The organism is Peribacillus sp. S4 (genome assembly GCF_046715815.1).
Taxonomy (GTDB): domain Bacteria; phylum Bacillota; class Bacilli; order Bacillales; family DSM-1321; genus Peribacillus; species Peribacillus frigoritolerans.
This window is the reverse complement of record NZ_CP175708.1, coordinates 1,455,374-1,481,591: the sequence shown is the minus strand read 5'-3', so window position 1 is coordinate 1,481,591 and position 26,218 is coordinate 1,455,374. Positions and strand designations below refer to the sequence as shown.

Genomic DNA, 26,218 nt, shown 5'->3' with positions numbered 1-26,218 from the left:
TTGAACTACGATTCCTGCCTTTTCAATTCCGCCTCGATCCTTCCATCCACCAACTCTGGGACAAGATCCAACGAACCTTTTTGCGCCGCCAATTCCAAATCGGCGATCAAACTATGTTTGTCAAACAACTGTCCGACATACGATGATTTCAGGATATCAAAGGCATTTTCGCTATTCGTGCGATAAAGCGCATTGGCACCCTTTGCTGCATCGTTGAGTATGAACGTACCTTGTGATCCAGCAATCAGGCAATCTATCAAATGGCCTGCACCGTAAAAGTCTTCCAGACTGAATTCACCTGAATTTCCCGAACAAACGATGAGGATCGTTTCTGTTTTATGATACTTTTTTATTTTTTCCGCAACAGACGGATTATTCAACAAAGAAGCAATATAAACCCTTTTGGCAGCGGCTGAATTCCTCAACGCAACCGTTCCATTAGTAGTGGACAATATTAAAGTTTTGCCGCGTACCAACTTACTCAATAGCGTTGGACTTGGATACATTAAATCATCAACCGGCTTTGCTTTTAGTTCTCCTGCCACTACAAAATCCCCATGGTCCAATTCCTGGCTTTTCACCAAGGCATCCAGTGGATCCATGACAGGTATTACCTGGCGTGCTCCATCATGAAGTGCTGAAATAATCGTGGTAGTCGCTAATAACACATCCAGGATGACCGCAACTTTCTCCCCTTCTTGAAGCTTTTCCATATCTATCTCTTCTTTTTTTAGTAGTAAATGAATGTTTTGAATATATTCCATTTTATTAAACTTCCTTCGCAGCTACATTTGCAGCATGAGTGAGTAAGCTTTTCACCGTTTTTCCAAGATTGGAAAAACGGGGATCATCAGTCTGGCCTTTTTTATATCGATAATAGATTTGCTGAAGGATGACAGCTAACTTAAAATAACCAAAGGTTAAATAAAAATCGACGTTGGTAACATCCCTGCCACTTCTTGCTGCATACGTCTCGATAAACTCCCTTCGAGTCAGGAAACCAGTTAAAGTCGTGACGGATGCTTGACCCACACCGATTTTGATAAGTTCCGGGTCACCGCTTTCAGTCCAGTAGCTTAATGCCACTCCTAGATCGGCCAGCGGATCACCAACCGTGGACATTTCCCAATCAAATAAACCAACCATCTCTGTAAGGTCCTGATTGAACATGGCATTATTGATCTTATAGTCATAATGGATTATTGAAGTCTGGCTATACTTCGGGATATTCTGTTGAAAATAATTAATAAGCGGACGTATTTCCTTTATTTCATCAGTCTTTGCTCTCTCATAGCGGGAAATCCATCCGTGTACTTGTCTTTCAATGAACCCTTCAGGTTTGGATATTTCGACCAAACCCGTTTTCTCATAGGGAATCGAGTGAAGATCAGCAAGCCGATTCACCATCACATATGAAAGCTGTCGGCACTTTTCAACAGCAGGCTCGATTCCCTTCGGAAATTCAGTATCTATTACAACTCCATGTTTCCTTTCCATTAGGAAAAAAGGGGCACCCGCAACCGATTCATCATCCGAGTACAGAATAGGCTCGGGAGCTGCTTGGAAATATGGGTTGATTGAGGAAAGGATATGATGTTCACGCTTCATATCATGTGCCTTTGGAGCAACAGGGCCAAGTGGCGGCCTTCTGAGAACAGCCTCCCACTCACCAACTTTCAGCTGATAGGTCAAATTGGAATAGCCCATAGAAAATTGTTGTAATTCCAACGGTTCATTTGGAAGGTCCAATACATTTTTTCTTAGGAAACCTTCTAATGCACCAATATTCAATTCCTCGCCGGGCCGAACAGGAATCGTATCGTCAACCATGTTCTTCCACTCCTTTAGACTTTGTCATTCTAATTATGAACAAGATGTGAAATGAGCTTTTCTTTAATAAATTCAGGAATAGGTTCACTTTTTTGTTTCAAAAAATTAAAACAGACTAAAACTGCACTTCCTTTAGCAATCACTTCCCCAGTTTGTGAACAGAGGATATCATGGACCATATCACAGCTTTTCGTACCTACCTTTGTCAAAGATGTACGAATGGTCAAGAGTTGATTGAAATATCCCTGAGCAATAAAGTCGCATTTAGTGGAGGCTAACAAAAAATTCCAAGATTCTACATTTGTCGCTAGGCCTAAAGCTTCAAAAAATTTCAGGCGTGCTTCTTCGAGGTATACGAAATAGCTTGTGTTATTGACGTGGCCCAAAGCATCCGTTTCGGAAAAACGGACGTTGACTTCCAATTCATGCATAAGACCCCTCCTTGATTAACGATGTACGAAAGCAGGTTTACGTTTATCCAAGAAAGCGGAAACCCCTTCTTTAACATCTTCAGTTTGGAAGATTTCCTCAAAAAGATTCGTTTCAATCTCTAGACCTTGTTCAAGTGTTGCCTCACTTCCTTCATTAATCGCCTTCTTGATTCTCGAAAGTGACTGAAGTGAGTGCCTTGTTATTCGTGAGGCCAAGATTTTCGCTTCCGATAAGCCGCTGCCTTGCTCAACGACTTTATTGACAAGCCCGATCTTTTCCGCTTCCGCGGCACCAAGCGGATCACCGGTAAATATAATCTCTTTTGCCTTTGCATTTCCTACAAGTCTTGACAAACGCTGTGTACCGCCAGCTCCAGGGAATAAGCCTAATTTCACTTCCGGCAGTCCGATTTGAACTTGTGTTTCAGCTACTCGCAAATCACAGGCCAGTGCCAGTTCGCATCCGCCGCCCAAGGTCAGGCCGTTTAATACAGCCATCGTAGGTTTAGGAAACTGTTCGATTTTAGTTAGGACGGCATGACTTTCCTTAACCATTTCTTTCATATTCGGGTTCCCCATCATGCTAGGGAATTCTTTTATATCAGCCCCGGCCGCAAATGCGATATTGCCTGCACCGGTTATGAGTACCGCAACAGTTTCAGTATCTTTTGAAAGTTCATCGAAAGATTCTCCCAATTCTCTGAATACTTGTTTACTGATTACATTTAATGGAGGATTATCGATGGTGATGACCGCAAGCTTATTTTCCTTAACCACTTTAATTAATTTTGGCATCAATTCTTCACTCCTTGGTTTGGATAATCATACCAGCCTTTTCCTGTTTTCCTGCCTAAATGTCCTTTATTCACCTTTTCTTCTATACAAGCATTTGGCTTGTCTTCTTGATTTCCAGTTTCATTGAAACGCTGCTGCATGACAAAATACCCTACATCGATACCTGATAGATCCATCAGTTCAAAAGGACCAATGGGATGGCCTAAAGCTTTCCTGCAAATCAAATCGATATCCTTATAGTCAACAATTCCTTTTTCATACAAATATAAGGCCTCACGCTGCAACGCTCCCAAAATTCGGTTGGCTACGAATCCCGATATCTCTTTCCTCAACAAAACTCCTGTCCTATTCATATTCTCTGTGACTTCCATTGCAAGCTTCGCTGTTTCCTCGGATGTTTGGTCACTCATTACAACCTCAACACAATCCATTACTAGAGGCGGGAAAAAGAAATGCATATTAATGAACTTATCCGGACGATTCGTTACACTCGCAATCAGGCTATTGACAATCGTTGAACTATTCGTGGCAAAGATGGTTTCTGCTGGGGCCAGTTCTTCAAGTTTGGCGAAAACCTCCTGCTTCACATCAAGTTTTTCAACTACCGCTTCAATGATCAAATCAGCCCCACTAGCCGCTTTCTCAAGATCGGTGGTATATTGAAGACGGCTAAAAGCAGCCAATTTACGATCTTCAGACAATTTTCCTTTTTGAACCCATTTAGTCAAAATGACGTCCAATTTTTCTTTGGCTGCATTCAACGCGTTTTCATGAACATCCTGAAGAATCGTTTCGTAACCTCCCAGTGCAGCAAGCATCGCAATTTGATGCCCCATCTGCCCAGCCCCAATAACGGTAATTGATTGGATTTGCTTGTTGGCCATGCCTTCTATCTCCCTTCGACTAACCGGTTAGTATGTAACCTGGTCACGCTTCAATTCCCTGCAGAATCATCCCCATAAAAATGGCTGCAACTTCCTGTTCGGTTTTTTCACCTTCTGGGTCGAACCAATGATAGCTCCAATTGGCCACACCCAAAATAGCAAAAGAAATGATCGATGCATCGAGATTGGAACGCAGTTCTCCGCACTCGATGCCACTAATCAGAACTTGCTCGATTTTATTACGGAACTCATCCCGCTTAGGAAGGATTTGTGCAAGCTTATCGTCACTTAGATTCTTCATTTCACGGAAAAAGACCGTTGCGCTGGATTTTTTGGTTTTAATGCTCTTTAAAAGCATCAAGACCATATCGAAAAGTTTATCCTTGCAGCTTTTCCCAGGTTCCAACATGATTCTTTCCTGCTCACTAAGCAACTCGTCGATATAAGCTAGATGAATATCCATTAGCAACTGCTCTTTGCTCGTAAAGTAATAATAAAACGTTCCCTTCGTCACCCCGACCGATTCGACGATATCAGAAATCGACGTTTCACTAAAGCCCTTCTTTTCAAATAAGCGTATGCTATGTTCTGTCATTTTTTCTTTCATGTATGCATCCTCGCAATCTGTTAAAATTTCAGCTGAATTGATATCATACGCTTTCGTGCCAACAAAGCCCTTTTATTTCCTGGAGAGTTCTTCTCTTAAAGCCCTCCTTAAAATCTTTCCGACATTTGTTTTCGGTAACTCTTCACGAAATTCAACGAAATGCGGAACTTTATAAGCCGATAGGTTTGCACGGCAGTAATCGATGATTTCCCGTTCATTGGCCGTTTTATTATCTTTAAGTACAAGCACCGCTTTTACCGACTCCCCTCGGTAAGCATCTGGAACTCCGATGACAACGGCTTCCTGGACAGCTGGATGTTCATAGAGAACTTCCTCGACATCTCGCGGATATATATTATAACCACTTGCGATGATCAAATCTTTTTTCCTGTCGACAATATAGAGGTATCCATCTTCATCAACTTTGGCGATATCACCCGTATAAAGCCAACCATCTCTTAGGGTAACCGCCGTTTCCTCTGGCATATTCCAGTAACCTTTCATCACTTGAGGCCCTTTGACGACCAATTCCCCCAATTCGCCAGATCCCACTTCTTTTGTTCCGTCTCCCAGGTCCATCACTTTATATTCAGTCGAAGGGACACCAATCCCCACGCTCCCAGGTTTCCTTTTTGCAAATGCCGGATTACAATGCGTTGTTGGCGAAGCTTCCGTAAGACCGTAGCCTTCCAATATCTTCGCACCTGATTTTCGTTCGAACTCACGCAGCAGTTCCACGGGCATCGGTGCACTTCCGCTGTTACAGACCTGAATGGAGCCCATTCCATATTCTTCTGCCTTCGGATGATTCGTCAACGCTACATACATGGTCGGTACACCAGGAAAAGTGGTCGGCTGTTCACGCTTAATCGTTTCCAGCACTTCTTCTATTTCAAATCGTGGCAGCATGATGGCGTCACCCGCGATATACACGGATAAATTCATTGCGGACGACATTCCAAAAACATGAAAAAGCGGGATGACCGACAGCGTTCTTTCAGTACCTATTTTTAATTCATGCTTGAAGAATTCATACGTTTGAACGACATTGGCCAGAATATTGCTGTGTGTCAGCATCGCCCCTTTTGAACGGCCAGTCGTTCCTCCTGTATACTGAAGAACGGCTATATCATTTTCCGGATCGATTGATACGGGATTGATTTTTCCGTCTCCTGTCTTCATGAATTGATCAAAAGACGCATCAGGCTGAAAATCTGCATCCGAAGTCTGCAGGCTTACGACGATAATATTTTTCAAATTTGAATGTTGCTGCACACTTTTCACTTTCGGGTATAATCCATCCAATACAACGATCGTTTCTGCACCGGAGTCCTGTAAAATATGCTGCAGCTCCCTTTCAACCAGCATTGGGTTGATTTGGGTGATAATGACTCCTGTTGTCAATGATCCATAATAAGCTATGACGTACTGCGGACAGTTAGGCAGCATGATGGCGACACGATCACCTTTTTGAACACCTTTTTTTTGCAAGGCTGAAGCAAAGGCTCGCGACGCATGAAAAAGTTCCTGATAAGATATCTTCCGGTCATAAAAAGTAATAGCTGTATTGTTTGGATGGGACTCACATGCATTTTGAAGGATTCTTTGCATCGGGAACTCAGGGACTTTTATTTCCTTTGAAATTGAATCAGGATAAACGGAAAGCCATTTTTTTTCATTCATCATTTCATACCCTCCAGCCATATTTACTTACCTTTCATTACTTTGCATGTGAACCCCCATCGACGATCAAAATATTACCAGTCACAAAATCAGATGCCTTTGAGGCCAGGAAAACCGCTGCCCCTTTCAAATCATCATCACTCCCTAACCTTTTTAGCGGCGTGGAATCCAAGATAGGATTCTTTCCTTGCTCAAGAACCCCTTTCGTCATTTTTGTCGGAAAGAAACCAGGTGCGATTGCATTAACATTGATATTATGCTGACCCCATTTAACGGCTAAATCCTTCGTTAAAGTAATGACCGCCCCTTTACTCGTATTATATCCGACCGTATCGAGCACCCTCGGGTCGGTACCCCCTAATCCGGCAACGGAAGCGATGTTTATGATTTTCCCATGTCCCTGCTCAATCATGACCCTGCCTGTTGTCTGGCTCATGATAAAGGTTCCGGTTACATTGACATTCATCACCTTCTGCCACGCTTCAAGGGGCATGTCGACGGCTGGTGCCCCCCAGGATGCCCCGCTATTGTTCACTAATATGTCGATGGCTCCAAATTCACGGTAAGTTTTGTTAACGACTTCCTGGACATCTGACGGATTGGTGATATCACACTTGAAGGAAAGCGCCTTGACTCCAAGCTTTTCGATTTGCGAGGCAACTTCGTCACATGCTTCCTTCTTCCTTGAACAAAGTACGACATTTGCCCCAGCTTCGGCAAAGCCGGTCGCTATTTGTGCTCCCAATCCTCTCCCTCCACCGGTTATGATCGCCGTCTTGCCAGTTAGATCGAATAAGTCGGTAACTTTCATATTTTCACCTCATGCTTTTGTTGGTACTTTCGAAGTTCTATTTTAGCAACTTGTGAGCGGTGAACTTCATCGGGACCATCAGCAAGCCTTAAAGTCCGTGCATTGGCCCAATGAGCAGCAAAAGGGAAATCATCGGAAATCCCGGCGGCTCCAAAGCCTTGGATGGCCCTGTCCAGCACATTCAATGCCATATTTGGCGCCACCACTTTTATCATCGCAATCTCCGCCTTCGCTTCCTTGTTCCCGACGGTATCCATCATATAGGCAGCTTTTAAGGTCAGAAGTCTTGCTTGTTCGATTTCAATCCGTGAATCAGCAACCCACTCCATGATTACACCTTGTCTCGCCAATGTTTTACCAAAAGCGACACGCTCTTGAATGCGCTTACATAATTCTTCAAGTGCTCTTTCAGCAGCGCCGATCAGCCTCATGCAATGATGTATCCTTCCCGGTCCGAGCCTTCCTTGGGCAATCGCAAATCCTTTTCCTTCACCCCATAGAATATTCGTTGCCGGGACCCTTACATTTTCAAACGTGATTTCGGCATGGCCATGCGGGGCATGATCATAACCAAACACAGGGAGCATTCTTTCGATTTTGACACCAGGTGTATCGAGCGGGACAAGAATCATTGACTGTTGTTCATGCTTGGCCGCCTCAGGATCTGTCTTACCCATGACGATGGCAATCTTGCATCGGGGATCGCCTGCTCCTGAAGACCACCATTTTCGGCCGTTGATGACATACTCATTACCCATCCTTTCAATCCTGCATTCGATATTGGTCGCATCGGAAGACGCCACTTCCGGTTCCGTCATCGAGAAGCATGAACGGATTTCCCCAGCAAGCAAGGGCTTCAGCCAGCGTTCTTTATGTTCATCCGAGCCATATCTCACCAACACTTCCATATTACCAGTGTCCGGCGCATTACAGTTGAAGATTTCAGGTCCTATCGTCGACCTACCCATGATCTCGCAAAGCGGGGCATATTCTAGATTTGTTAAACCCGCGCCATAACCGCTATCAGGTAAAAATAAATTCCATAATCCTTCTTCTTTTGCTTTTGCCGTCAATTCAGATAAAATCGGGGGAATTTCACTCCAGCGGCTTTTCTGTGCTTCGAGCTGCTTTTTGTAGGTCGATTCATTTGGGTAAACGTGCTTCTCCATGAATTCCGTTAACTTCATTTCCAGATTTTTCACCTTTTCAGTATGTTCAAAGTGCAAATTGAATTCCTCCTTTTAAACTTACTAACCGGTTAGTATGTTATTACTTTTAAATTATATACACAAGATTCTGATTTTTTCAAATAATTCAATCTTTTGTTTTCTTGTCATTCAAGATCCCGCATCTTGACCTTTTCGTTCTCACTATATTGCTTTTGTTGCACGGTTGGAAATATACAAACGATTTTCGTACCTTTTTTCAGTTCACTTGTGATAAATACTTTTCCTCCATGCTTTTCGATGATTCTAAAACAAACGGAAAGACCCAAACCCGTTCCTGATGTTTTTGTAGTGAAAAATGGTTCTCCTACTTTTTGAAGGGAGTTTTCCGGAATACCATCCCCTTCATCCAAAATGCTCAAAAAAACTTCCCCATTTTTTTCATTTATGCTCACAAAAATATTTCCGCCATTCGGCATCGATTCTATGGAATTTTTTATCATGTTTATTAGCACTTGCTTGATTTGGTTTTCATCAAAGTACATAAAAATTGGTTCTGAATCATAATTTTTATGAATTTGAATATTGTTCAGTACAGCATTTGTCTCCAACAGCGTTACGGCATGGTTGCAGCTTTCCTTTATATCCTTCTCAAGGAATACCGCCCCAGTGGGTTTCGATAGCAGCAAGAGTTCATTCAGCACTTTCTCGATTCGATTTATTTCCGAAAAAATAATATCGTAGTATTCCTCCTTTTCGGCACCGCCATCTTTAATCAGCTTCACGAATCCCATTATCGCCGTCATCGGATTCCTGACTTCATGTGCAATCCCAGCCGCAAGTTGGGCGGCCGTTGATAACTTGCTTGATGTGATTGCCAAATGTTCGTTTAGGCTCACAAGCTTTTCCTCCGCATGTTTACGTTCATTAATTTCCGATAATATGCCCGCCGTCCCGATGAATTTCCCAGCGTCATCGTAAATAAGTTTAACGAATGCCTCCACCCAGCTTGTTCCCTTTTTCGCATTTAGTTTAATGTCCGCACGAAAATATTTATCCCCTCGATGAAAGGAGTCCGCAAAGGCCTTTAATACGTCTTGGTAAGAATTGTTATCCATATGTTTAGAAAAGTGAAGCCCCAGGGATTCATTCACGGTTGCACCACTCATCGATTTCCATGCCGGGTTTAAGTACAACCATTTTCCTTTATCATCCGTTTGGAAAATAACCTCATTGAAGCTATTGACCAATTCTTTAGAGTAATTGGAGAAAATGCGATAACGCCCTTCACTATCCTGCAATAAAGCTATCGTTTTCCGTTTATGATCATAGATGGCACCCAAACACCAGGCTATGGTTAAAATTACGACTAAATATATTCCTGCAAAGGCGGAAGAAAACCTGCGTTCTTCATGACCCAGCCACCCTAAATAGGGTAATATCAATACAAAAAAAAGAACAGGGACAATGATCCTTCCAGTATATTTCTTCACATTCTCCACCTCCTTACCAAAATGATTTATACTTCATCCGATCGAATTCCAAGAAAGGGATCAAATTATGCATATTTGAAATGGTAGGACACTCACTTATAGGTAAATTTCAACATTTTATCCATGATTCCTGCAAACAACACAAAAAACCTTCCCACGGGTGGAAAGGTCACTGTTCAACTTAAATCATTTACCCAATGATGACGCGTTCTTTTGGATAATGGAAATTTTCCGTAACTTCTTTATGGCCTATGATATACAGGAGGGAGGTTATCCCAACACGGCCAATGAACATAATGATCATAATGACAATTTTACCGGTATTGCTGAGGTCAGGTGTAATTCCCATCGAAAGGCCGACTGAACCGAAAGCCGAACATACTTCAAAAATGATTTGCATCAAAGTGAAATTTTCGGTAATGGATAATATGAAGACCGCCATTATGCAAAGAAGCGATCCCATGATCATAACCGCTGTCGCTTTTCGGATATCATCGGGATGAATCTCCCGTTTGAAAACTTTTATGGAACGCCTTCCTCTCATGAAATTCCATAAAAATAGAATCATGATGGCCAGTGTAGTTGTCCGGATCCCTCCCCCGACTGAACTTGGGGAGGCTCCAATGAACATCAATATGCTCAACAACAAAAGGGTCGGTTCCGAAAAGTCACTCACATTCATGGTTGCCAACCCGCCGCTCCGCGTATTGGAGGACATAAATAATGAGTAAAAGAACGATTCATGCCAGTTCTTATTTTTAAAGAACCCATTAATTTCCAGAAGATAAATCAGGATCGTTCCCCCAACGATAAGGGAAAAGAAAGTGACTGAGGTCAGCTTCGTGAACAAAGAAAAATGAAACTTATAAGTACGTGCCTTATTGGACAAAAACTCCCTCAGCTCAATCAAGACAGGAAACCCAATGGCTCCAAGGGTAAGCAGGATAATCGTTATGAACTGTACAAAATAATCGTCTTTAAATGGAATCATCGATATACCGGTAATATCAAAACCAGCATTCGTGGTGGCACTTACGGCTAAAAATAAACCATTTAAAAAGGCTTCTTTCCCGTTTGGAAAATAATTCAGAAAGTAAATGCCTAAAACGAGAGCCCCTATCATTTCAATTACGACAAATATCTGAATGATTTGGATCAATAATTTAACAAGACCGGAAAGATTCGATTGGTTTTGATCTGTCATAATCAATTGTCTTTCCTTCAAGCCGATTTTCTTGCCCACTATAAGCCAGAAAAAGGTTCCGAGTGTCATGATGCCAATACCGCCAAATTGGAGAACGAACATGAGAATGAAATAGCCTACCTCATTATACACTTCGGGCAAACTTACAACTGTTAGACCTGTTACACTAACTGCACTTACGGCTGTGAATAAAGCATCCATGAATCCAAATTCCACGCCTGGCTTAAGAGCGACTGGCAGACTCAACAGTACGGTCGAGATGCTGACTGCCAAAACATAATAACCGACGATAAGCTGAGCTGGTGTTAACTTTGATAATAATTTTTTGATAGCAAACATAAAGAGTTTCCTTTCTTGCTCCTTTATAGTTATGCAAATCACATAACCATTAAAAATCTAGTTTACCCTTTTTTCATTCTTTTTTCCATTCTCTTTTAAAACTGACTTACTTACAACAAAAAGGCAGGTTTACCAATAAGTTTGATGCTGCTCGCATAAGTAAAACTCCACATTCTACTTATACTATCATTACAGCGGCAAAAGCCGTTGAAAAAGTAAAGGGGAGATTCAAATGGCTAACAGCAGTAACAACCTTCTTGTTCCAGGAATCGAACAAGCATTAGAACAAATCAAATATGAAATTGCATCTGAATTCGGTGTACAATTAGGTTCCGATACTTCAGCACGTGCCAATGGTTCAGTTGGCGGAGAAATCACGAAACGTCTTGTACAACAAGCACAATCTCAACTTAAAGGTCAATAATTCACAATTAAATATCCATGGCTAAGAGTCCAGCTGCATGCTGGACTCTTTTTAATGATTATGTCCATTTCCGTTTCCATTATTGCCTTTACCCCTTTTCGACTTATCCCAATCTTTCCTATCTTGTTTATACTGCTCACCCTGTTTACCTTGTTTACCTTGTTTACCTTGTTTTTCCTGCCTATCCTGTTTATCTTGTCTATCATGCCTACCCTGTTTATTTTGCTTATTTTTATTGTCGGGCTTTATAGAATCATCACTATTCTTTTCTTTGAGTGATGAAACTTTTTTTTCATCGAACTTTTTATCATTCTGTTCATTTTTCTGCTCGTCCTTTGATTGGTTGCTGTGATATCTATCCGATTTCCCTTTTGACTCGTTGCTTTTTTCCTTATATCCATTTATCGCATTCCGTTTTCCACTTGTATCTTCCCGTTCGGCTTGTTCCTTAATTTCGGTAACTCCCGCGTTTTTCCGTTCAGTCGGTTTGGCTTCATTGGCCGGCTTTTGTTTTATTTCATTTTCATTATTCTCTTTTTTCTTTTCTCCATCCGATTTGTTTTCCGCACTTAGCATTACGCCCTTTTCTTTCGGAATAACAACGTTTTCCTCGACTTTTTTAACTGGCGCTGGGGCAGGCTCCCTCTTATTGACCTTTATCTTATCTTTATCTTCATTCAACTTCTTTTCAAGATACTTACCCGTGGATATGCCTTGTTCCCTAGCTTGCTTCCGATCGCTTTTTGTTGCCTGGATCACTTTCATCTTTGTTTTGGAAACATTATCTTGCTCAGATATTTCTTTTATCTCCGCTTTTAAATTCTTATCCAGTTCTTTATTTTTTTCCATTAACGTTGTAGAAACGACTATTTGTTTATTTCCTTTCAAATAACCAAGTTGCTTCGTCGTTTCAACGATTCGGTTTGTAACAGCCTTTATATCCTTGCCTTTCCAGTCCTTCAGCTGACCGATCACAAGCTTTCCGTCTTCATTTAATCCTGTAAGCTTAAGAACTTCTAAATCATCGTCAAGCTCCAATTCAATGCTTGGATTCACATCTATCGTCATATATGCCGACACAGGACCAGAGAAATAAGAAGGAAGAATTGAAAAGAGAATCAGGAAGGTGGAGGCAATGCTTAGCACCGCCGTTTTTTTGAAAGATGAATGAATATTGGAAAAGGCTAAAGTGAATTTTTGTTTTGCAGGTGAAAAAGTGATTTCCTCACCCACTTCATATTCCCTTTCCTGCCTTTTGGTTTTCAGAAATTCACCCTCGGGGGTCAATAGGGTTACAAATCGTTTATTAACTGAAAGAATAACTCCTTTTTTCATTCATCGATAGCCCCTTTTATATAATCATTCAAATACAAAAAATCTCCGTTTATTATGATTGCCACGGCAATGATGTATTTTCTGTTCCGTTCAATCGTTTTTCTGCTAACTTCCACTTTTCCCTCAAGCTGTTTTACGGGCAGCCGCTTTTTTGCAAACAGGATTTCCTTCAGTTCGTCATCTTCCATTAACAATTTAGCGATCATAATAGCTCCCTTCCTGGCATCTGCATGTTTGGGAGAGTTTTCAACTAAATCCTCAAATGACAGACCAAAATCCTCTAGATGGCTTATATAAAGCTGAATTTCTTCTTTTCTTCTTTCCGATTCCTTCTGCATCTCGTATTCATTGATGGAATTTTCATTATCGATATATATTTGGCTTTGATCATTCTCATCATTCAGTGTTAAATCCAATAGGATTTCTTTATGTTTGGACTGGCTTCTTAAATAATCTATAACCCTTCGTTTAACGAGGGTTTCGGCAAATGCCAATAAAGAACGGCCTTTTTCCGGGGAGTATTTTTCAATTGCCTCGTTAAAAGCAATCATTCCAATACTGAATTCATCATCTGATTCGTATATGTAACGTTTGCAAACCGATGAGACTGTTTTTGCAATAAAAGGTTTGAATGACTCTATAGTATCATTACGAAGGCTATTATCGCCTTGTTGAATTTTCAATACGGTTTCTTCTAAAGAACGCTTTTTTTTGAATGCTGTAAACAACAAACCAAGCATTTGCTCACCTCGCTCCTGTTGAACATAAAATACGCATCAACATACTTATCTTAAGCGGAGGGAGTCTAAAAGACAGTACCAAAAGAACTATTTTTGCGATAAAAATGAAATCACACAATTTATCAACATGATAAAATACTTAGTTTTTTCTCGTTTGTTACAGTGCAATTACAGTAAAATATCTTTTTCCGTTTTTTGCCCAATACAATGGGACAATTGTCATTTTTATAACCGGAATTTAATATTCACATCTTTTAACATATCATTCGTAAACATACCTGCGCTTTTGAGGGTCATCTCCATAAATACTTTAAGAAGCAAAAAAAATAGGCGTGACCGGCACGCCTGTTTTTTTACGCTTCCTGTATTTTTTTCTCTTCTTTCTCTTTTTTTTCTTTTTTGCTTGAAATGATCCATGCACCTGCTGCAATTCCAATCAATACAGTCCAGAAAATCGATTTCCAAAGAGTTGATTCAGGGAAATGATGATCAATGAAAGCAAGTGAAGGGTGTGCAAGTGTGTGTACCGCCAATTTCACACCAACCCAACCCACAATCAAAAATGCTGCCGTTTCAAGTGAAGGACGCCGATGAAGCAGCTTAACGAACGCATTTGCTGCAAATCGCATAATGATCAACCCGATCATGCCGCCGAGGAACATGACAGCGAATTGCCCTCCGTCAATACCGCCGACTTTCATCCAGCCTGTTGCAGGAAGTGTAACAGCCAGCGCGACGGCAGCCAACATGGAATCGATTGCGAAAGCGATATCAGCCGCTTCAACCTTTACCACGGTCATCCAGAAGCCGGATTGCTTTTTAGGTTTCGTGATTTCCTTCTCACCTTTACCAGCGTATTTTTTGTAAATGTGCTGAAAAGCGATGAAAAGTAAATAAATCGCACCGATTGCTTGAACTTGCCACACCTCGACAAGAAAGGAAATAAGGAATAGACTGGCAAAACGGAAAACAAAAGCTCCCATCAGACCATAAAACAAGGCTTTCCGCTGTTGTTCTTTTGGCAAATGCTTAACCATGACAGCCATGACGACTGCATTATCTGCAGCCAGTATCCCTTCTAATCCAACCAAGATAAGTAGGACCCAGCCATATTCCAATAACATTGATGCTTCCATCCATTCAACCTCCAATAGTGGTATTTCCTTCCTATTGGCATTGGCAAAAAGAAAAAGACCTCTGCCGTATAGGCAAAGGTCTTGCTGAACATGAAATCATGTCAACAAAGCCGATGAATGTTTAACATTCACGTAATGACGACTTTGTTTTAGGGCGAACCCTAACGCTACTCCCCTTTGAAAAGGAAAATCAGTTATTAAGTATATTAATAGTATACGCGCTCGTTATGAAAATAACAATCTTTTTTTAAAATAGATCTCATTTTCTGTTCCTTTTGGATAATTTCACCAGTGATAAATATTCTTTGCCGAAACGAATCCAGTTCGGTTTGGCAGAAAAATAGTTCTGAAACAGCGATAAAAAACTCGTGTATTTCCCTTCATATGGATACCATTGTATTTCTGTATCGTTTTTACCTTTATCGATCATGATTGCTTTTTCATGGCAGAAAATCTTCAATCCATGCTCGCCATGATAGCGGCCAACCCCGCTTTGTTTGGCACCGCCAAATGGTAAATGATGATTAGCAACCGTAATGAGCACATCGTTGATCGTCACCGCACCGGTTACTAACCGTGACGCAATCCGACTTGCTTTTTCCCTATCCATTGTCCAAACGCTGGAATTTAGTCCATATTCACTTTCATTTGCCAGGGCGATCACTTCTTCCTCCGTATCGAAAGGCACAACAGGCAACACGGGTCCGAACGTTTCTTCTTTCATGATTTTCATGGAATGATCGACATTGGAAAGAATCGTCGGCGGAATGAAATGGGTCTGCCCCGTTTTCCACTCTTTCGGAGGTGTTCCGGTTTCAAGTACGGCCCCTTTATTCAGTGCATCCTCCAGTTGGCCAGCCACAATATCGACTTGTTTAGGGAAAGTCATTGAACCGATATCATCCTGCGATTGCACCCCCTGCCTCATGGACTTCGTTTTTTCTTTAAGAAGCATCAGGAATTCCTTATAAACAGGACGTTCCACATAAACCCTTTCAACACTCATGCACACCTGCCCACTATTTGTGAAAGCCCCCCAAAGAGCCCCGTTCACAGCCCGTTCCAGGTTAGCATCACGCAGAACGATCATCGGATCCTTACCGCCAAGCTCCAAAGTCGTTGGGATCAGGTCTCTTGCTGCAACCTCACCAATCATTTTTCCGGTCCTTACAGATCCAGTAAAAAATATATAATCTGGTTTTTGCTCAGTTAATGCCGCACCCAATTCTTTCCCTCCATGGGCAAACTGTATAGTTCCTTCTGGGAAACCAGCTTCAAGAAACAGATTTTCGATGCACGCCCCAACTAAAGGAGTTACCTCTGATGGTTTGGCGATGACAGTATTTCCAGCCGCTAGGGCATTAAGAATGGGAACCATGGAAAGCTGCAGCGGATAATTCCATGGTGAAATGACGAGAATCGTTCCACGGGGCATATAATGGACATAAGATTTTTTACCAATTAACAAGAGTGGAGTGGTGACCTTCCGCCCGGAAAGAGTTTTCACTGCATGTTTCTCGATATGCTTGATTGCATCGATCGTTGGCATGATGTCAGCAACCAGCGCTTCAATTTTCACTTTTCCCGCATCTTTTGAAATGACTTCTGCTATTTCATCCATCCTTTCAACCATCAATAAACGGAGCCGTTTTAAATAGTGCAGCCGTTCCTTGATGGGAAGGTTCGACCATGATTGGAACGCATGTCTTGATTTCATATATATATGAGGAATCGAATTCAATGGTGTTGGGACGATTTCTGCAATCTTCTCACCTGTTGCCGGAGAAAACACTTCCAACTTGTCATGTATTTCTTCCATAACTACTCCCCTTGCTTTAACTTTTTTTATCGTACTCCATATCATTTTTATACTTTAAATAAAGATCGACCGAGGAGGAACACCTCCTCTGAAATGCAGCAAAACTTATCGGCTGCACAGCAGTGAAATTAGGATGCCTGGAAGAATTGATTAGAGCGCCTGAGCACTTTTCTTGAACAGATATACGTTCTTATCCTTCACAAAACGTACGAAAATTCTCCCCTGAACCCTCTTTATATAATGCCAGAGACAAAGCAGCCTGTATAATATAAGCGCTTGGAACCAACTTCACAACCGGTTCTTTCTCTTCATAAGATTCCTGACCGACTCCCTGCCGCTTAATCGGTGTATTCTCCTTAAGATGAATTACACTAACAAATTCGTTTACAGTTTACAGTAGCCACTGCATCACATCACGTTTTACAACTCAATTGGTGAAGCTCCATAAATCCATCTCCATCGCAAATACCATTAACTTAATCTTCCAGACATGATAGTACTTCAAAATGGAATTTATAGTAAAAATTCTTCGTTATAAAAAGGAATATTCACTTTTTTATCGAAGGTAATGTATATAAGAATCGAAATTCTGATAATCCGGCAGACAAGTTTATCGGTTTTAGTGTTTAATACTGGGTAATGGAGGATAAATTCATATTATCGAATAAAAATTATTATCTATATAACCGATTTTCCGTTACTATATAAGAAGGCGATTTTTTCGCGCATACATATTTGAGGTGAGCGCACAAGTGAAAAGAATAATTAAAGCATACGACTTCCCTATTTTCATCGCTGTCGTATTACTCTGTTTGTTTGGTTTAGTCATGATTTACAGTTCGAGCATGATCACTGCTGTCGCTCGATACGGCCAGTCCATGGATTTCTTCTTTGAGAAACAAAAAACGGCCTTTCTCATTTCATTCGTGGCAATGATCGTCACGATGATTCTTCCTTATAAGATGTACAAAAACAAAATGTTCTTGATGTCTATGATGTTTGGCATGGCCGGTATCCTTTTCCTGTTGTTTGTCTTCGGCCATACAGCAGGAAATGCCACAAGCTGGTTCAAGTTAGGGACAGCATCGATACAACCTGCGGAATTTTCCAAGTTAGCCATGATCATTTATCTGGCAGCCATTTACGGAAAAAGGCAGGATCGAATCAATAGTATTGATAAAGCCGTCATCCCGCCGATTTTCTTTCTGGTATTCATCTGCTTTTTAATCGGAATACAGCCTGATTATGGAACGGCAGCGGTCATTTTCCTGATTTCAAGTACCATGATCATTTCATCCGGGATGTCTTTTAAGAGTATATTCAAACTCTCTTTGATCACTGCGATATTCGTTGCCATATTTGCATTGGGGGTGCTCGTGACAGGAAATTTCTCAGCCGTTCTTTCTGAAAATAAGTTATCCCGTTTTACCGGGTTTGCAGACCCTTTCGGAAAGGCAGGAGAAAGCGGGTATCAACTCGTGAATTCCTTATTCGCAATAGGATCCGGCGGCCTTACTGGAGTGGGACTTGGTGACAGTGTACAAAAATACGGGTACCTGCCTGAATCACATACTGATTTCATCATGGCCGTCATTGCAGAAGAGCTCGGGATATTCGGAGTGGGATTCGTTCTATTGACACTGGGTTTTATCGTCCTGAGGGGATTTGTACTTTCAGCCAAATGCAAAGATCCATTTGGAAGTCTTTTATTGATCGGCATCTCATCCATGATCGGCATTCAAGTCGGTATCAACGTCGGCGGAGTGACCGGACTTATCCCTATAACAGGGATCACCCTTCCCTTCATCAGTTATGGAGGATCTTCCTTACTGCTGCTCATGCTTTCAATGGGCATATTCCAAAATGTCGTCATGCGAATGAATTTACTTGAACAGAAAGAAAAAGTCGTATCCATCCCAAAAGATGAGATCGCATCTTCAAAATAAACGATCAAATACCCCTGGCATTTCTGTTCATGGCAGGGGTTTCCCTTCTCAATAAGGTTATGGAAGTTATCACAAAAAAAACAGGCAGTCGAATCCGACCGCCTGTTTTTTCATTTATAATGGATACCGATTTTAGTAAAGCCAGAAATCAGGCTAAGCAAAGGACAAAGTAGGCAGAAAAATGCAAACGGAGCATATTCAAGGGTTGAAACACCCAATACCTGTGTCAGGAATACACCGCAGACACCCCAAGGAACTAAAGGATTCACAACTGTTCCCGCATCTTCAAGTACCCTCGCAAGCGTTTTGGGCTGCAGGCCTAAATCTTCATATTTCTGCTGAAAAGCTTTCCCAGGCAGTATAACTGACAAATACTGTTCACCCACTAGGAAATTCACGCTGATTCCTGCAAATACAGTAGCGGAAATCACTTTCGCTACACTCGTCAATGAATCCTGGATTGCATTTAAAATAGAAGGAATGACTCCCAATTCAAACAATAATCCGCCCATCGCCAATGCCAGCAACACCATCGAAACGGAGAACATCATACTTTCAATTCCGCCCCGCGATAGGATTGAGTCAAGTTGTTCCATTCCACTCTTCAGTACAAAACCGCCGTATAAGATATCCGCTAGTTTTGCAACCGTCAAACTTGGGGTTTGTATGAAAGCAATGACAGCCGCCGAAATGATTCCTGCTGACAATGTCGGAATCGCTGACACCTTTTTCAAAGCCATGATTAGAACGATGACAAACGGAATCAAACTCCATATGCTTATATTCGTTTCCATTTCCAGGGCTTTGGTCATGGCTTCGATTTCCTCAACGCGAGCAACTTTGACATTCGGTGAAAGGAAGTAAAAGATGATAAGCGATATGAAAAAACCTGGAATCGTAGTCCAAAGCATATTATTAATATGTTCAAATAATGGTGCTCCAACCGTTCCTGATGCAAGGTTGGTAGAGTCGGATAATGGAGACATTTTATCGCCAAGAAAAGCACCGGAAATGATAGCACCTGCTGTAATCGCCAACGATAAATCCATCGCCGCCGCCATCCCTATCAAAGCAACGCCGATTGTTGCTGATGTTGTAAGTGAACTCCCGATACAGAGCCCAATTAGCGAACACACCAGAAATGTGATTGCATAGAAATATTCACCAGAAATCCAGTCAAACCCATAGAACATGATGGTAGGGATTGTCCCGCTTGCCATCCAGATCGAAATCAGCATTCCAATGAAAAAGAATATATAGATGGCTCCCATACCAGTGCCTGCACCTTTGACGATAGCTGCCTCCATAATCGAAAATGGCAGCTTCTTGAACTTTCCATAAACAAATAGAAATAGGATTGCCGCTATAATTGGAATATGGGGGGCAAGTCCATAATGAATGATGCCAGTTGCAATGATTAAGAAAAGAACTGCCAAAACCCCGATTGCTTCAGGTAAGGAGAGTTTTAGCTTTGCATCTTCAAGACGCATGATGTATTTCCCCGCTTTCATGTTGTGTATTCACTGAGGTAAGGATCGGACCTTTTCACTCCTCATAATTACTGAAACGCTTTTAAGCACTAAAGTTACTAGCTAAATATAAAGGAGTTTCAGGTGATTGTCAAAGGAATAATAATCTATTTTAGTAGAATTCGATTCTTCATTCCTTTTTATCACAAAACGAAAACCCATACTTTGCTTCGTATAGGCTCAGCCTAGTATACCCTAAGATATAAGTCCTCTTCTTTGCTTTGCCCCCAAATAAGGCCCTGTCTTAATCCAATACCGATGTCCCTAAAATTCTTTCAGTTATGTCATAGCCCCACCTAAATGAACAGCAAACCGTTCCTGATCATAGATAATTTGGCTTTTAACTATGATTCCTGTACGCCGAAGATTTAGATTTAAAATTTCATCAACTGCTGCATTCGAATGTGTAATTAAAATCTTATTTTGATTACTAGCGAATTTTTGCAATTGATACTTTTTGCGACGCATTTTCCGGGCTTATACCTTTATTAAAACGCCATCCACACCTTTTAAACTATCTATTTTATTATTTTACCTTTACCTTTACCTTTAATAGCCTTAAATAAAAATAGCCAACACATCTCCTCTTTTCAAAAAAAGGTTAATGTTATACAATAAGTTTGTTAAGTATTTCACAAACTTCCGTTGAAAAGTATCCATCCAAGAAGGATGGATACTTAGAAGGCTACATTAACAAGGATATATAGATAGGTAATGTAATTAAAGAAAGAATGGTACTAATTACAAATGAAGATGCTGTTTCAGTTGATAACGAATCAAATCTAGTTGAAATCATTGCCGCTACAGCAGATCCCGGAAATGATACTAGCAAAATGGCTTTAATTGTATCTGCATGATCAAGGCCAATTAGATGAGCAACCAGAATCATATATAATGGAATAGCCACAACTTTTAAAATGGAAATACCAAAAGCAATTGGTCGTAAGCTAATCTTACGGATACCCACGGTTACACCAACAGCAAATAATGCAACCCCAGATGTCACTGACCCAATTTGATCGAGCGCATTTTTTATGATATCCGGTGCCTGGAACCCTAATAGTGTTAATACAACAGCAAGTAATGGAATACATGCAAGCGGTTCGCTAAGACCATGCAAAACGATACCCAGAATGTTTGTTTTTTCATCTTTAGATTTACCCAATCCGGATTGTCCGACCGTACCAACTATTGTTGCTAATGGATCCAGAAGGGCATTCACCACAATACCGGTAATCGCAATAGGTATAGCTATCTCTTGCGCCCCAAACAAGCTGCCTAATACAGATATCCCCATAAATGCAAAGGCTGGCTGAGTTGCGTTTAATGAAAACATAGATGCTTTAGTTAAATCGAATTTAAACACCAAACGAGCCACTATTAAAAGGATAATGTAAAAGCCAATAACACCTATGGTCATAGTTAAGAAAAATGACCATTGATTAATTAAGGTTTGTTTTGAGGTTGTTGTGATCCCAATGAATAAGTGTGCAGGTAATGCAAATTTTGTAACTAACGTGTTAAGCCCTTTGGATGATTCTGAATTAAAAACTTTAAAATACCCACCCAAATAACCAATAATAATTGTAAAAAAGATTGGTATTAATGTTAAAAATATATTCCCAATATTCACTCGAGATGCACTTCTCTTTCCAAAAAATTGTCCGATTTAAAAGATTACTATGACTGACTTATACGGAGATTTCCCTAAAACGGATCCCCTTTCTTTTGAGACAACAAAATGATCTGGATTTATTTCCCACGAATAGTTTTGTACTCCGGCTTCCACATGGATTCTGTTATTGCTTTTTCAATATCTGTTATATCCGCTTTCGCAATGCCTTCTTCAATGGCAGTCTTTGCCACTTCAATGGCTACAGATTTAGAAACCTCTTGCAATTGTTTGATTGAAGGGAGTAAAGAAGCACCAGGCTTACTGCTATCCGATAATCTTGAAACAGCAGATGAGGCTGCTGCAAGCATTCCCTTAGAGACTTTTGTTGCTTCTGCGACAATTGCACCAAGTCCAAGTCCTGGGAAAATATATGCATTATTAGATTGTCCGATTGAATAAATCACATCATTAAAGTCAACATCATCAAACGGGCTTCCTGTCGCTATTAAGGCTTTACCTTGAGTCCACTTTATCAGGTCTTCAGGAACAGCTTCCGCTAAGGAAGTCGGATTTGACATCGGCATAATTATAGGATGTTCCACGTGCTTTGCCATTTCTTTTACAACTTCTTCTGAGAAAGCCCCTGTTTGACCAGAAGTGCCGATTAAGATGGTTGGTTTAACCTTTTTTATTACCTCTAATAATGGAATAATTCCGACTTCATTCCGCTCCCAGTCCTCGACTTCCTCAGCTTTCCGGCAATACGACTTTTGGAATTTCAAAACATCTGGAATGTCATCTATCAACAATCCACGATAATCGACGGCCCAAAAGTTACCATATGCCTCTTCTCTGGAAACGCCATCTAGGATCATGGCTTCAACCATTTGATCAGCATTACCGATTCCTGCTGCACCTGGACCAAAAACAACCACCCTTTGTTCCTTTAAAGGAACACCAGTTACTTGTAAGGCAGACATTACGGCGGCTAGTGTTACTGCACCTGTACCTTGTATATCATCATTAAAAGTGAGAATTTTCTCGCCATAATTATCGATTATATTTCGTGCATTTATATTTCCCAAGTCTTCCCAGTGAAGTAATGCCCTTGGGAAGAAGGCTTGAGACATTTTAACAAATAAATCAATGAATTCGGTGTATTCATCACCGCGAACACGCCCAAACCTGTTACCAATATACAGTGGATCACTAATCAGGCTTTCATTGTCTGTCCCAACATCCAGGACAATAGGTAGCACCCTGCTTGGATCAATTCCCGCAGCTGCTGTGTAGACTGCCAATTTGCCAATGGCTATGTTAATTCCACCAACTCCCTGATCACCGATTCCAAGAATACTTTCAGAATCTGTAACAACTATTAAATCGATATCATCAGATGAAAGGTCCAGGTTATTAAATGCATCTTCCATTCCCTCCATATTATCAATAGATAGGTAAAGACCTCCTGGACGGTGATATTCCTGGGAGTACTGTTGAATAGCCTCTCCTACAGTAGGTGTGTAAATGATCGGCAGTATTTCACTTAGATGGTCTTTAAGTAGACGGTAAAACAGGACCACATTCCTATTAAATAAATCATATAACATTCCATTCTTCCGAATATTGCTCGGTTGAGTGGAGAATTGTTCATAAGCTCTTTTTACTTGTTCCTCAAGAGTAAGCACCTGGGATGGTAGCAAGCCTACCAATCCTAGCTCCTTTCTTTCTTCCTTAGTGAAAGCGACCCCTTTATTAATAAATGGGTTTGACAGAACACCTTTTCCTCTTAAAGTTGTATCCAAACCCGTTTTTGTCTTTTCATAAGCTGTCATAGACGTTCCCTCTTCCTAAAAATGTATATTTAAAAATGATCATTACCAGGCAATAGAGTATATTCTTCCCTGGGGAAGTGTAATTACTAAAAGAAAACTGTAAAAAGGAAAATAAATATACAGCACAAAAATAATATTTCCTCATTACTGCGTATTTGTTCAATCTTGTTAAAAATTTATAAATAACTCAATCGCCAGTCTATATCTTAGTAGTCATTTACGGAGGACACTAGCTTATTTAACTAATTTTAGTATTATGTAATTAAAAAAAGTAAGCAGCACTTTGGCTGCTTACAGATAACGTTGAATAATATGGCTCTTTTCATCATTAAATTTGTGTTGGGAGACTGGTCGGCCTACCGTTCCATAGATTACCTTAACATCAAGGACACCGATATCCTTCATGAATTTTAAATATTTCCTTACTGATACCCTGGATATACCCGCCACATTTACGACTTCCTCTGTTGAAAAGGGAGAATTTTTAAATACCTGTATCACATTCCATATAATCTTTAAGGTATCTTGTGCTAATCCTTTCGGTAATTCCTCTGGTAAATGAATTTCTTCTTGATGCAAAATTCGATAATCCAATTCTTCTTGATTTAGCATATTTTTATCTTGAATAAAATCTGATTTGTTCCGATACGCTGATAAGGCCGCGTTAAAACGGTCAAATTCAAACGGCTTAATTAAATAATCAACAGCACCTAGTCTTAATGCTTTCTGAATCCTCTCAATGTCCGACGCAGCAGAAATGACAATAACATCTATCTCTTTTTCACTTTCTCGAATTTGCGAGAGTAAATCGAGTCCATTTTTCCCAGGCATGAAAATGTCTAATAGAACTAACCCTATTCTTTGAACTTCCAATACATTCAGAGCTTGATCCACTGAGGAACAGACAGCAGCTAATTCGTAGCCATCGACTTGATTCAAATAGCGCTTATTGAACTCTGCAACCATCGGGTCATCTTCTACGATCATTACCTTAATCATCCTACATCATCCTTGCTTTGTATGGTATATAAACCACAAACGTTGTTTCTTGACCTTCTTTTGAACTAATATTGAGATCTCCTCCTAGCTTATCCAGGCTTGCCTTAACTAAATATAAACCAATCCCCCTGTCCTCTCCTTTTGTTGTATATCCTTTTTGAAGGATATGATTAAGATTGGCATCAGATATTCCCTGTCCAGTATCATGAACTTCAATAGTTAAAATATCATCTGCATAATCAAACTTTAATTCAATTCGTTTAACGGGCCTTTTTTCTACTGCTTCTATAGCATTGTCAATCAAATTTCCTATTATCGTAATTAGCTCATGAGTAATAGCTGCATTTTCTGGTTCGGGCAATTGAAAGTCAGAGGATAATGCCAGCTTAGCACCTGCTTCCCTTGCATAACTTAGTTTTCCAATTAAAAAACCGGCTAGTACTGGATCTTTAACGGTTTTGGTAATAAAGCCAATCTCGTTTTCTCTGTGGTCAACAAGATCACTAATATATGCTGCAAGCTGATCATAATAATGCATATGCACCATACCAAGTATTACATGAAGTTTGTTCATGAATTCGTGCGACTGGGCCCTTAACGATTCAGCATATAAGCGGACTCCAGTCAGCTGTTCCGCCAGCAGATGTATTTCTGTTTTATCACGAAATGTAGCCACGGCCCCTACGATTTCATCCTTCACAAATACCGGTACCCTATTTACTAGTAAGACACTATCTTTTAAATCCTGCTCTTTATCTAATTCGACTATTCCGGTCTCCAGGATTCTATCCAGGTTTGAGTCAGGCATATAACTAGTTACCTTTTTACCCGTTGGATTTTCATTAATGCCCGCTTTCTTAAATATCTTTAAAGCTGCTTTGTTTACGAGAGTAATGGTTGAACTCTGATCTACCGCTATGATTCCCTCTCGAACTGATTGTAAAATGGCATTTCGCTCTTTTAGAACCTTCGCAATAGCAAAAGGTTCCAGCCCAAATAATATTTTCTTAATATACCTTGCAAAAAGTATTGCGCCGGCAATTCCGGTCAATATTCCAAAAACGGTTCCTACATAAATATTAAAACGGCTTTTTAAAACAGCATCATTAACTTTTTGAAGGGAAATACCGACCACCACGGCTCCAATTTGATTATCCTCTGAATCATAAACAGGGGTGAAAGAACGCAAAGACCTGCCTAAAGTTCCTTTGGAGATAGAGATGTGCTCTCTACCTCGTAATACATCTTTCTCATCCCCTCCAACAAATTTTTTTCCTATTTTACTTGGATCGGGGTGAGTTTTCCGGATTCCATTATTATCGATTATTACTACAAATTCTACATCTGTCGATTTTTTAATCCTATTGGTAAATTGCTGAACTTCCTGATTGTTTTCACTTCCACTTAACGCTTCGATTACAAGCGGGGTTTGTGCTGCCATGCGTGCCACGTTTACTGCTTTTTCAGTCTGGCTCTTTTCTATAGTATCTGCAACTGTTTGGCTAATGAGAATATCTGTAATGAATAATGAGAGGGCTACCACCCCACACACCAGTATCATAATAGTAAACTGTAGACTCCATTTACCTTTCTTCACTTC

At 40.6% G+C, this 26,218-nt stretch carries 22 protein-coding genes; 2 read left to right on the top strand and 20 right to left on the bottom strand.

Translation table 11 applies throughout. The annotated features are described in order from the left end of the window. Window positions 1-5: 5 nt before the first annotated feature. From ACJ9PY_RS07140 to ACJ9PY_RS07090, 11 genes are all read right to left on the bottom strand, one after another. Window positions 6-764: a 2-phosphosulfolactate phosphatase gene (locus ACJ9PY_RS07140; protein ID WP_411739710.1), complete on the bottom strand. Its 759-nt coding sequence runs from the start codon at window positions 762-764 to the stop codon at window positions 6-8. A 4-nt stretch (window positions 765-768) separates the two neighbouring features. Beyond that, window positions 769-1,830 (bottom strand): phosphotransferase family protein, encoded by a 1,062-nt coding sequence (locus ACJ9PY_RS07135; RefSeq protein WP_098184728.1) that lies wholly within the window; start codon window positions 1,828-1,830, stop codon window positions 769-771. 29 nt (window positions 1,831-1,859) lie between these two features. Then, the gene (locus ACJ9PY_RS07130) at window positions 1,860-2,261 is read right to left on the bottom strand and encodes an acyl-CoA thioesterase (RefSeq protein WP_411739709.1); all 402 of its coding nucleotides are present in this window, start codon (window positions 2,259-2,261) and stop codon (window positions 1,860-1,862) included. A gap of 15 nt (window positions 2,262-2,276) precedes the next feature. Beyond that, window positions 2,277-3,056, bottom strand: coding sequence for an enoyl-CoA hydratase/isomerase family protein (locus tag ACJ9PY_RS07125; protein ID WP_411739708.1), 780 nt, complete (start codon window positions 3,054-3,056; stop codon window positions 2,277-2,279). Further along, entirely contained in the window at window positions 3,056-3,940 is an 885-nt protein-coding gene (locus ACJ9PY_RS07120; RefSeq protein ID WP_063576975.1) for a 3-hydroxyacyl-CoA dehydrogenase family protein, read from the bottom strand. The genes ACJ9PY_RS07125 and ACJ9PY_RS07120 overlap by 1 nt, the downstream gene beginning before the upstream one ends. A 43-nt stretch (window positions 3,941-3,983) precedes the next feature. Further along, complete coding sequence (locus tag ACJ9PY_RS07115) at window positions 3,984-4,547, bottom strand: TetR/AcrR family transcriptional regulator (RefSeq protein WP_145504946.1); 564 nt, start codon at window positions 4,545-4,547, stop codon at window positions 3,984-3,986. A 72-nt stretch (window positions 4,548-4,619) separates the two neighbouring features. Beyond that, window positions 4,620-6,230: a long-chain-fatty-acid--CoA ligase gene (locus tag ACJ9PY_RS07110; RefSeq protein ID WP_411740248.1), complete on the bottom strand. Its 1,611-nt coding sequence runs from the start codon at window positions 6,228-6,230 to the stop codon at window positions 4,620-4,622. Window positions 6,231-6,267: 37 nt separating this feature from the next. Continuing rightward, window positions 6,268-7,041 (bottom strand): SDR family oxidoreductase, encoded by a 774-nt coding sequence (locus ACJ9PY_RS07105; RefSeq protein ID WP_411739707.1) that lies wholly within the window; start codon window positions 7,039-7,041, stop codon window positions 6,268-6,270. Beyond that, window positions 7,038-8,267 (bottom strand): acyl-CoA dehydrogenase family protein, encoded by a 1,230-nt coding sequence (locus tag ACJ9PY_RS07100; protein ID WP_411739706.1) that lies wholly within the window; start codon window positions 8,265-8,267, stop codon window positions 7,038-7,040. The genes ACJ9PY_RS07105 and ACJ9PY_RS07100 overlap by 4 nt, the downstream gene beginning before the upstream one ends. A 107-nt stretch (window positions 8,268-8,374) precedes the next feature. Further along, window positions 8,375-9,700 (bottom strand): ATP-binding protein, encoded by a 1,326-nt coding sequence (locus tag ACJ9PY_RS07095; protein ID WP_411739705.1) that lies wholly within the window; start codon window positions 9,698-9,700, stop codon window positions 8,375-8,377. Window positions 9,701-9,890: 190 nt separating this feature from the next. After that, entirely contained in the window at window positions 9,891-11,285 is a 1,395-nt protein-coding gene (locus ACJ9PY_RS07090) for a TrkH family potassium uptake protein (RefSeq protein WP_306804762.1), read from the bottom strand. 190 nt (window positions 11,286-11,475) lie between these two features. Here ACJ9PY_RS07090 and ACJ9PY_RS07085 point away from each other — a divergent pair, with 190 nt between their 5' ends. Beyond that, window positions 11,476-11,667, top strand: coding sequence for an alpha/beta-type small acid-soluble spore protein (locus ACJ9PY_RS07085; RefSeq protein ID WP_034314196.1), 192 nt, complete (start codon window positions 11,476-11,478; stop codon window positions 11,665-11,667). 51 nt (window positions 11,668-11,718) lie between these two features. Here ACJ9PY_RS07085 and ACJ9PY_RS07080 read toward each other — a convergent pair whose 3' ends face one another. From ACJ9PY_RS07080 to ACJ9PY_RS07065, 4 genes are all read right to left on the bottom strand, one after another. Further along, window positions 11,719-13,002, bottom strand: coding sequence for an anti-sigma factor domain-containing protein (locus tag ACJ9PY_RS07080; RefSeq protein ID WP_411739704.1), 1,284 nt, complete (start codon window positions 13,000-13,002; stop codon window positions 11,719-11,721). Continuing rightward, window positions 12,999-13,742, bottom strand: coding sequence for an RNA polymerase sigma factor SigI (gene sigI / locus ACJ9PY_RS07075; RefSeq protein WP_054397036.1), 744 nt, complete (start codon window positions 13,740-13,742; stop codon window positions 12,999-13,001). Before sigI ends, ACJ9PY_RS07080 begins: the two co-directional genes overlap by 4 nt. A gap of 353 nt (window positions 13,743-14,095) precedes the next feature. Then, on the bottom strand, window positions 14,096-14,878 hold the full coding sequence (locus ACJ9PY_RS07070) for a TerC family protein (protein ID WP_048689105.1): 783 nt from the start codon (window positions 14,876-14,878) through the stop codon (window positions 14,096-14,098). A gap of 259 nt (window positions 14,879-15,137) precedes the next feature. Then, window positions 15,138-16,697, bottom strand: a complete 1,560-nt coding sequence (locus tag ACJ9PY_RS07065) for an aldehyde dehydrogenase family protein (protein ID WP_278088823.1) — start codon at window positions 16,695-16,697, stop codon at window positions 15,138-15,140. Between the two features lie 752 nt (window positions 16,698-17,449). Between ACJ9PY_RS07065 and ACJ9PY_RS07060 the strand changes: the two genes are divergently transcribed. Continuing rightward, on the top strand, window positions 17,450-18,643 hold the full coding sequence (locus ACJ9PY_RS07060; RefSeq protein ID WP_240520677.1) for an FtsW/RodA/SpoVE family cell cycle protein: 1,194 nt from the start codon (window positions 17,450-17,452) through the stop codon (window positions 18,641-18,643). Between the two features lie 110 nt (window positions 18,644-18,753). Here the strand turns inward: ACJ9PY_RS07060 and nhaC are convergent, their stop codons facing one another. The 5 genes from nhaC to dcuS all read right to left on the bottom strand — a co-directional run bounded on the left by nhaC (window position 18,754) and on the right by dcuS (window position 26,215). Next, window positions 18,754-20,133, bottom strand: coding sequence for a Na+/H+ antiporter NhaC (gene nhaC, locus ACJ9PY_RS07055; RefSeq protein ID WP_098865239.1), 1,380 nt, complete (start codon window positions 20,131-20,133; stop codon window positions 18,754-18,756). Between the two features lie 724 nt (window positions 20,134-20,857). After that, window positions 20,858-21,805: an AEC family transporter gene (locus ACJ9PY_RS07050; RefSeq protein ID WP_034314223.1), complete on the bottom strand. Its 948-nt coding sequence runs from the start codon at window positions 21,803-21,805 to the stop codon at window positions 20,858-20,860. Window positions 21,806-21,924: 119 nt separating this feature from the next. Further along, window positions 21,925-23,619, bottom strand: coding sequence for an NAD-dependent malic enzyme (locus tag ACJ9PY_RS07045; protein ID WP_411739703.1), 1,695 nt, complete (start codon window positions 23,617-23,619; stop codon window positions 21,925-21,927). A gap of 291 nt (window positions 23,620-23,910) precedes the next feature. Beyond that, window positions 23,911-24,618 carry a response regulator gene (locus tag ACJ9PY_RS07040; RefSeq protein WP_034314228.1) on the bottom strand — a complete coding sequence of 236 codons (708 nt, stop codon included), beginning with the start codon at window positions 24,616-24,618 and terminating at the stop codon, window positions 23,911-23,913. 1 nt (window position 24,619) lies between these two features. After that, window positions 24,620-26,215, bottom strand: a complete 1,596-nt coding sequence (dcuS, locus tag ACJ9PY_RS07035) for a DcuS/MalK family sensor histidine kinase (protein WP_411739702.1) — start codon at window positions 26,213-26,215, stop codon at window positions 24,620-24,622. Window positions 26,216-26,218: the final 3 nt, after the last annotated feature.

What these genes read in the sequence shown, in the direction of transcription:
- ACJ9PY_RS07140 (WP_411739710.1), bottom strand. Translation starts at nt 764, where the DNA reads ATGGAATATATTCAAAACATTCATTTACTACTAAAAAAAGAAGAGATA.
- ACJ9PY_RS07135 (WP_098184728.1), bottom strand. Translation starts at nt 1,830, where the DNA reads ATGGTTGACGATACGATTCCTGTTCGGCCCGGCGAGGAATTGAATATT.
- ACJ9PY_RS07130 (WP_411739709.1), bottom strand. Translation starts at nt 2,261, where the DNA reads ATGCATGAATTGGAAGTCAACGTCCGTTTTTCCGAAACGGATGCTTTG.
- ACJ9PY_RS07125 (WP_411739708.1), bottom strand. Translation starts at nt 3,056, where the DNA reads ATGCCAAAATTAATTAAAGTGGTTAAGGAAAATAAGCTTGCGGTCATC.
- ACJ9PY_RS07120 (WP_063576975.1), bottom strand. Translation starts at nt 3,940, where the DNA reads ATGGCCAACAAGCAAATCCAATCAATTACCGTTATTGGGGCTGGGCAG.
- ACJ9PY_RS07115 (WP_145504946.1), bottom strand. Translation starts at nt 4,547, where the DNA reads ATGAAAGAAAAAATGACAGAACATAGCATACGCTTATTTGAAAAGAAG.
- ACJ9PY_RS07110 (WP_411740248.1), bottom strand. Translation starts at nt 6,230, where the DNA reads ATGAATGAAAAAAAATGGCTTTCCGTTTATCCTGATTCAATTTCAAAG.
- ACJ9PY_RS07105 (WP_411739707.1), bottom strand. Translation starts at nt 7,041, where the DNA reads ATGAAAGTTACCGACTTATTCGATCTAACTGGCAAGACGGCGATCATA.
- ACJ9PY_RS07085 (WP_034314196.1), top strand. Translation starts at nt 11,476, where the DNA reads ATGGCTAACAGCAGTAACAACCTTCTTGTTCCAGGAATCGAACAAGCA.
- ACJ9PY_RS07080 (WP_411739704.1), bottom strand. Translation starts at nt 13,002, where the DNA reads ATGAAAAAAGGAGTTATTCTTTCAGTTAATAAACGATTTGTAACCCTA.
- sigI (WP_054397036.1), bottom strand. Translation starts at nt 13,742, where the DNA reads ATGCTTGGTTTGTTGTTTACAGCATTCAAAAAAAAGCGTTCTTTAGAA.
- ACJ9PY_RS07070 (WP_048689105.1), bottom strand. Translation starts at nt 14,878, where the DNA reads ATGGAAGCATCAATGTTATTGGAATATGGCTGGGTCCTACTTATCTTG.
- ACJ9PY_RS07065 (WP_278088823.1), bottom strand. Translation starts at nt 16,697, where the DNA reads ATGGAAGAAATACATGACAAGTTGGAAGTGTTTTCTCCGGCAACAGGT.
- nhaC (WP_098865239.1), bottom strand. Translation starts at nt 20,133, where the DNA reads ATGCGTCTTGAAGATGCAAAGCTAAAACTCTCCTTACCTGAAGCAATC.
- ACJ9PY_RS07045 (WP_411739703.1), bottom strand. Translation starts at nt 23,619, where the DNA reads ATGACAGCTTATGAAAAGACAAAAACGGGTTTGGATACAACTTTAAGA.
- ACJ9PY_RS07040 (WP_034314228.1), bottom strand. Translation starts at nt 24,618, where the DNA reads ATGATTAAGGTAATGATCGTAGAAGATGACCCGATGGTTGCAGAGTTC.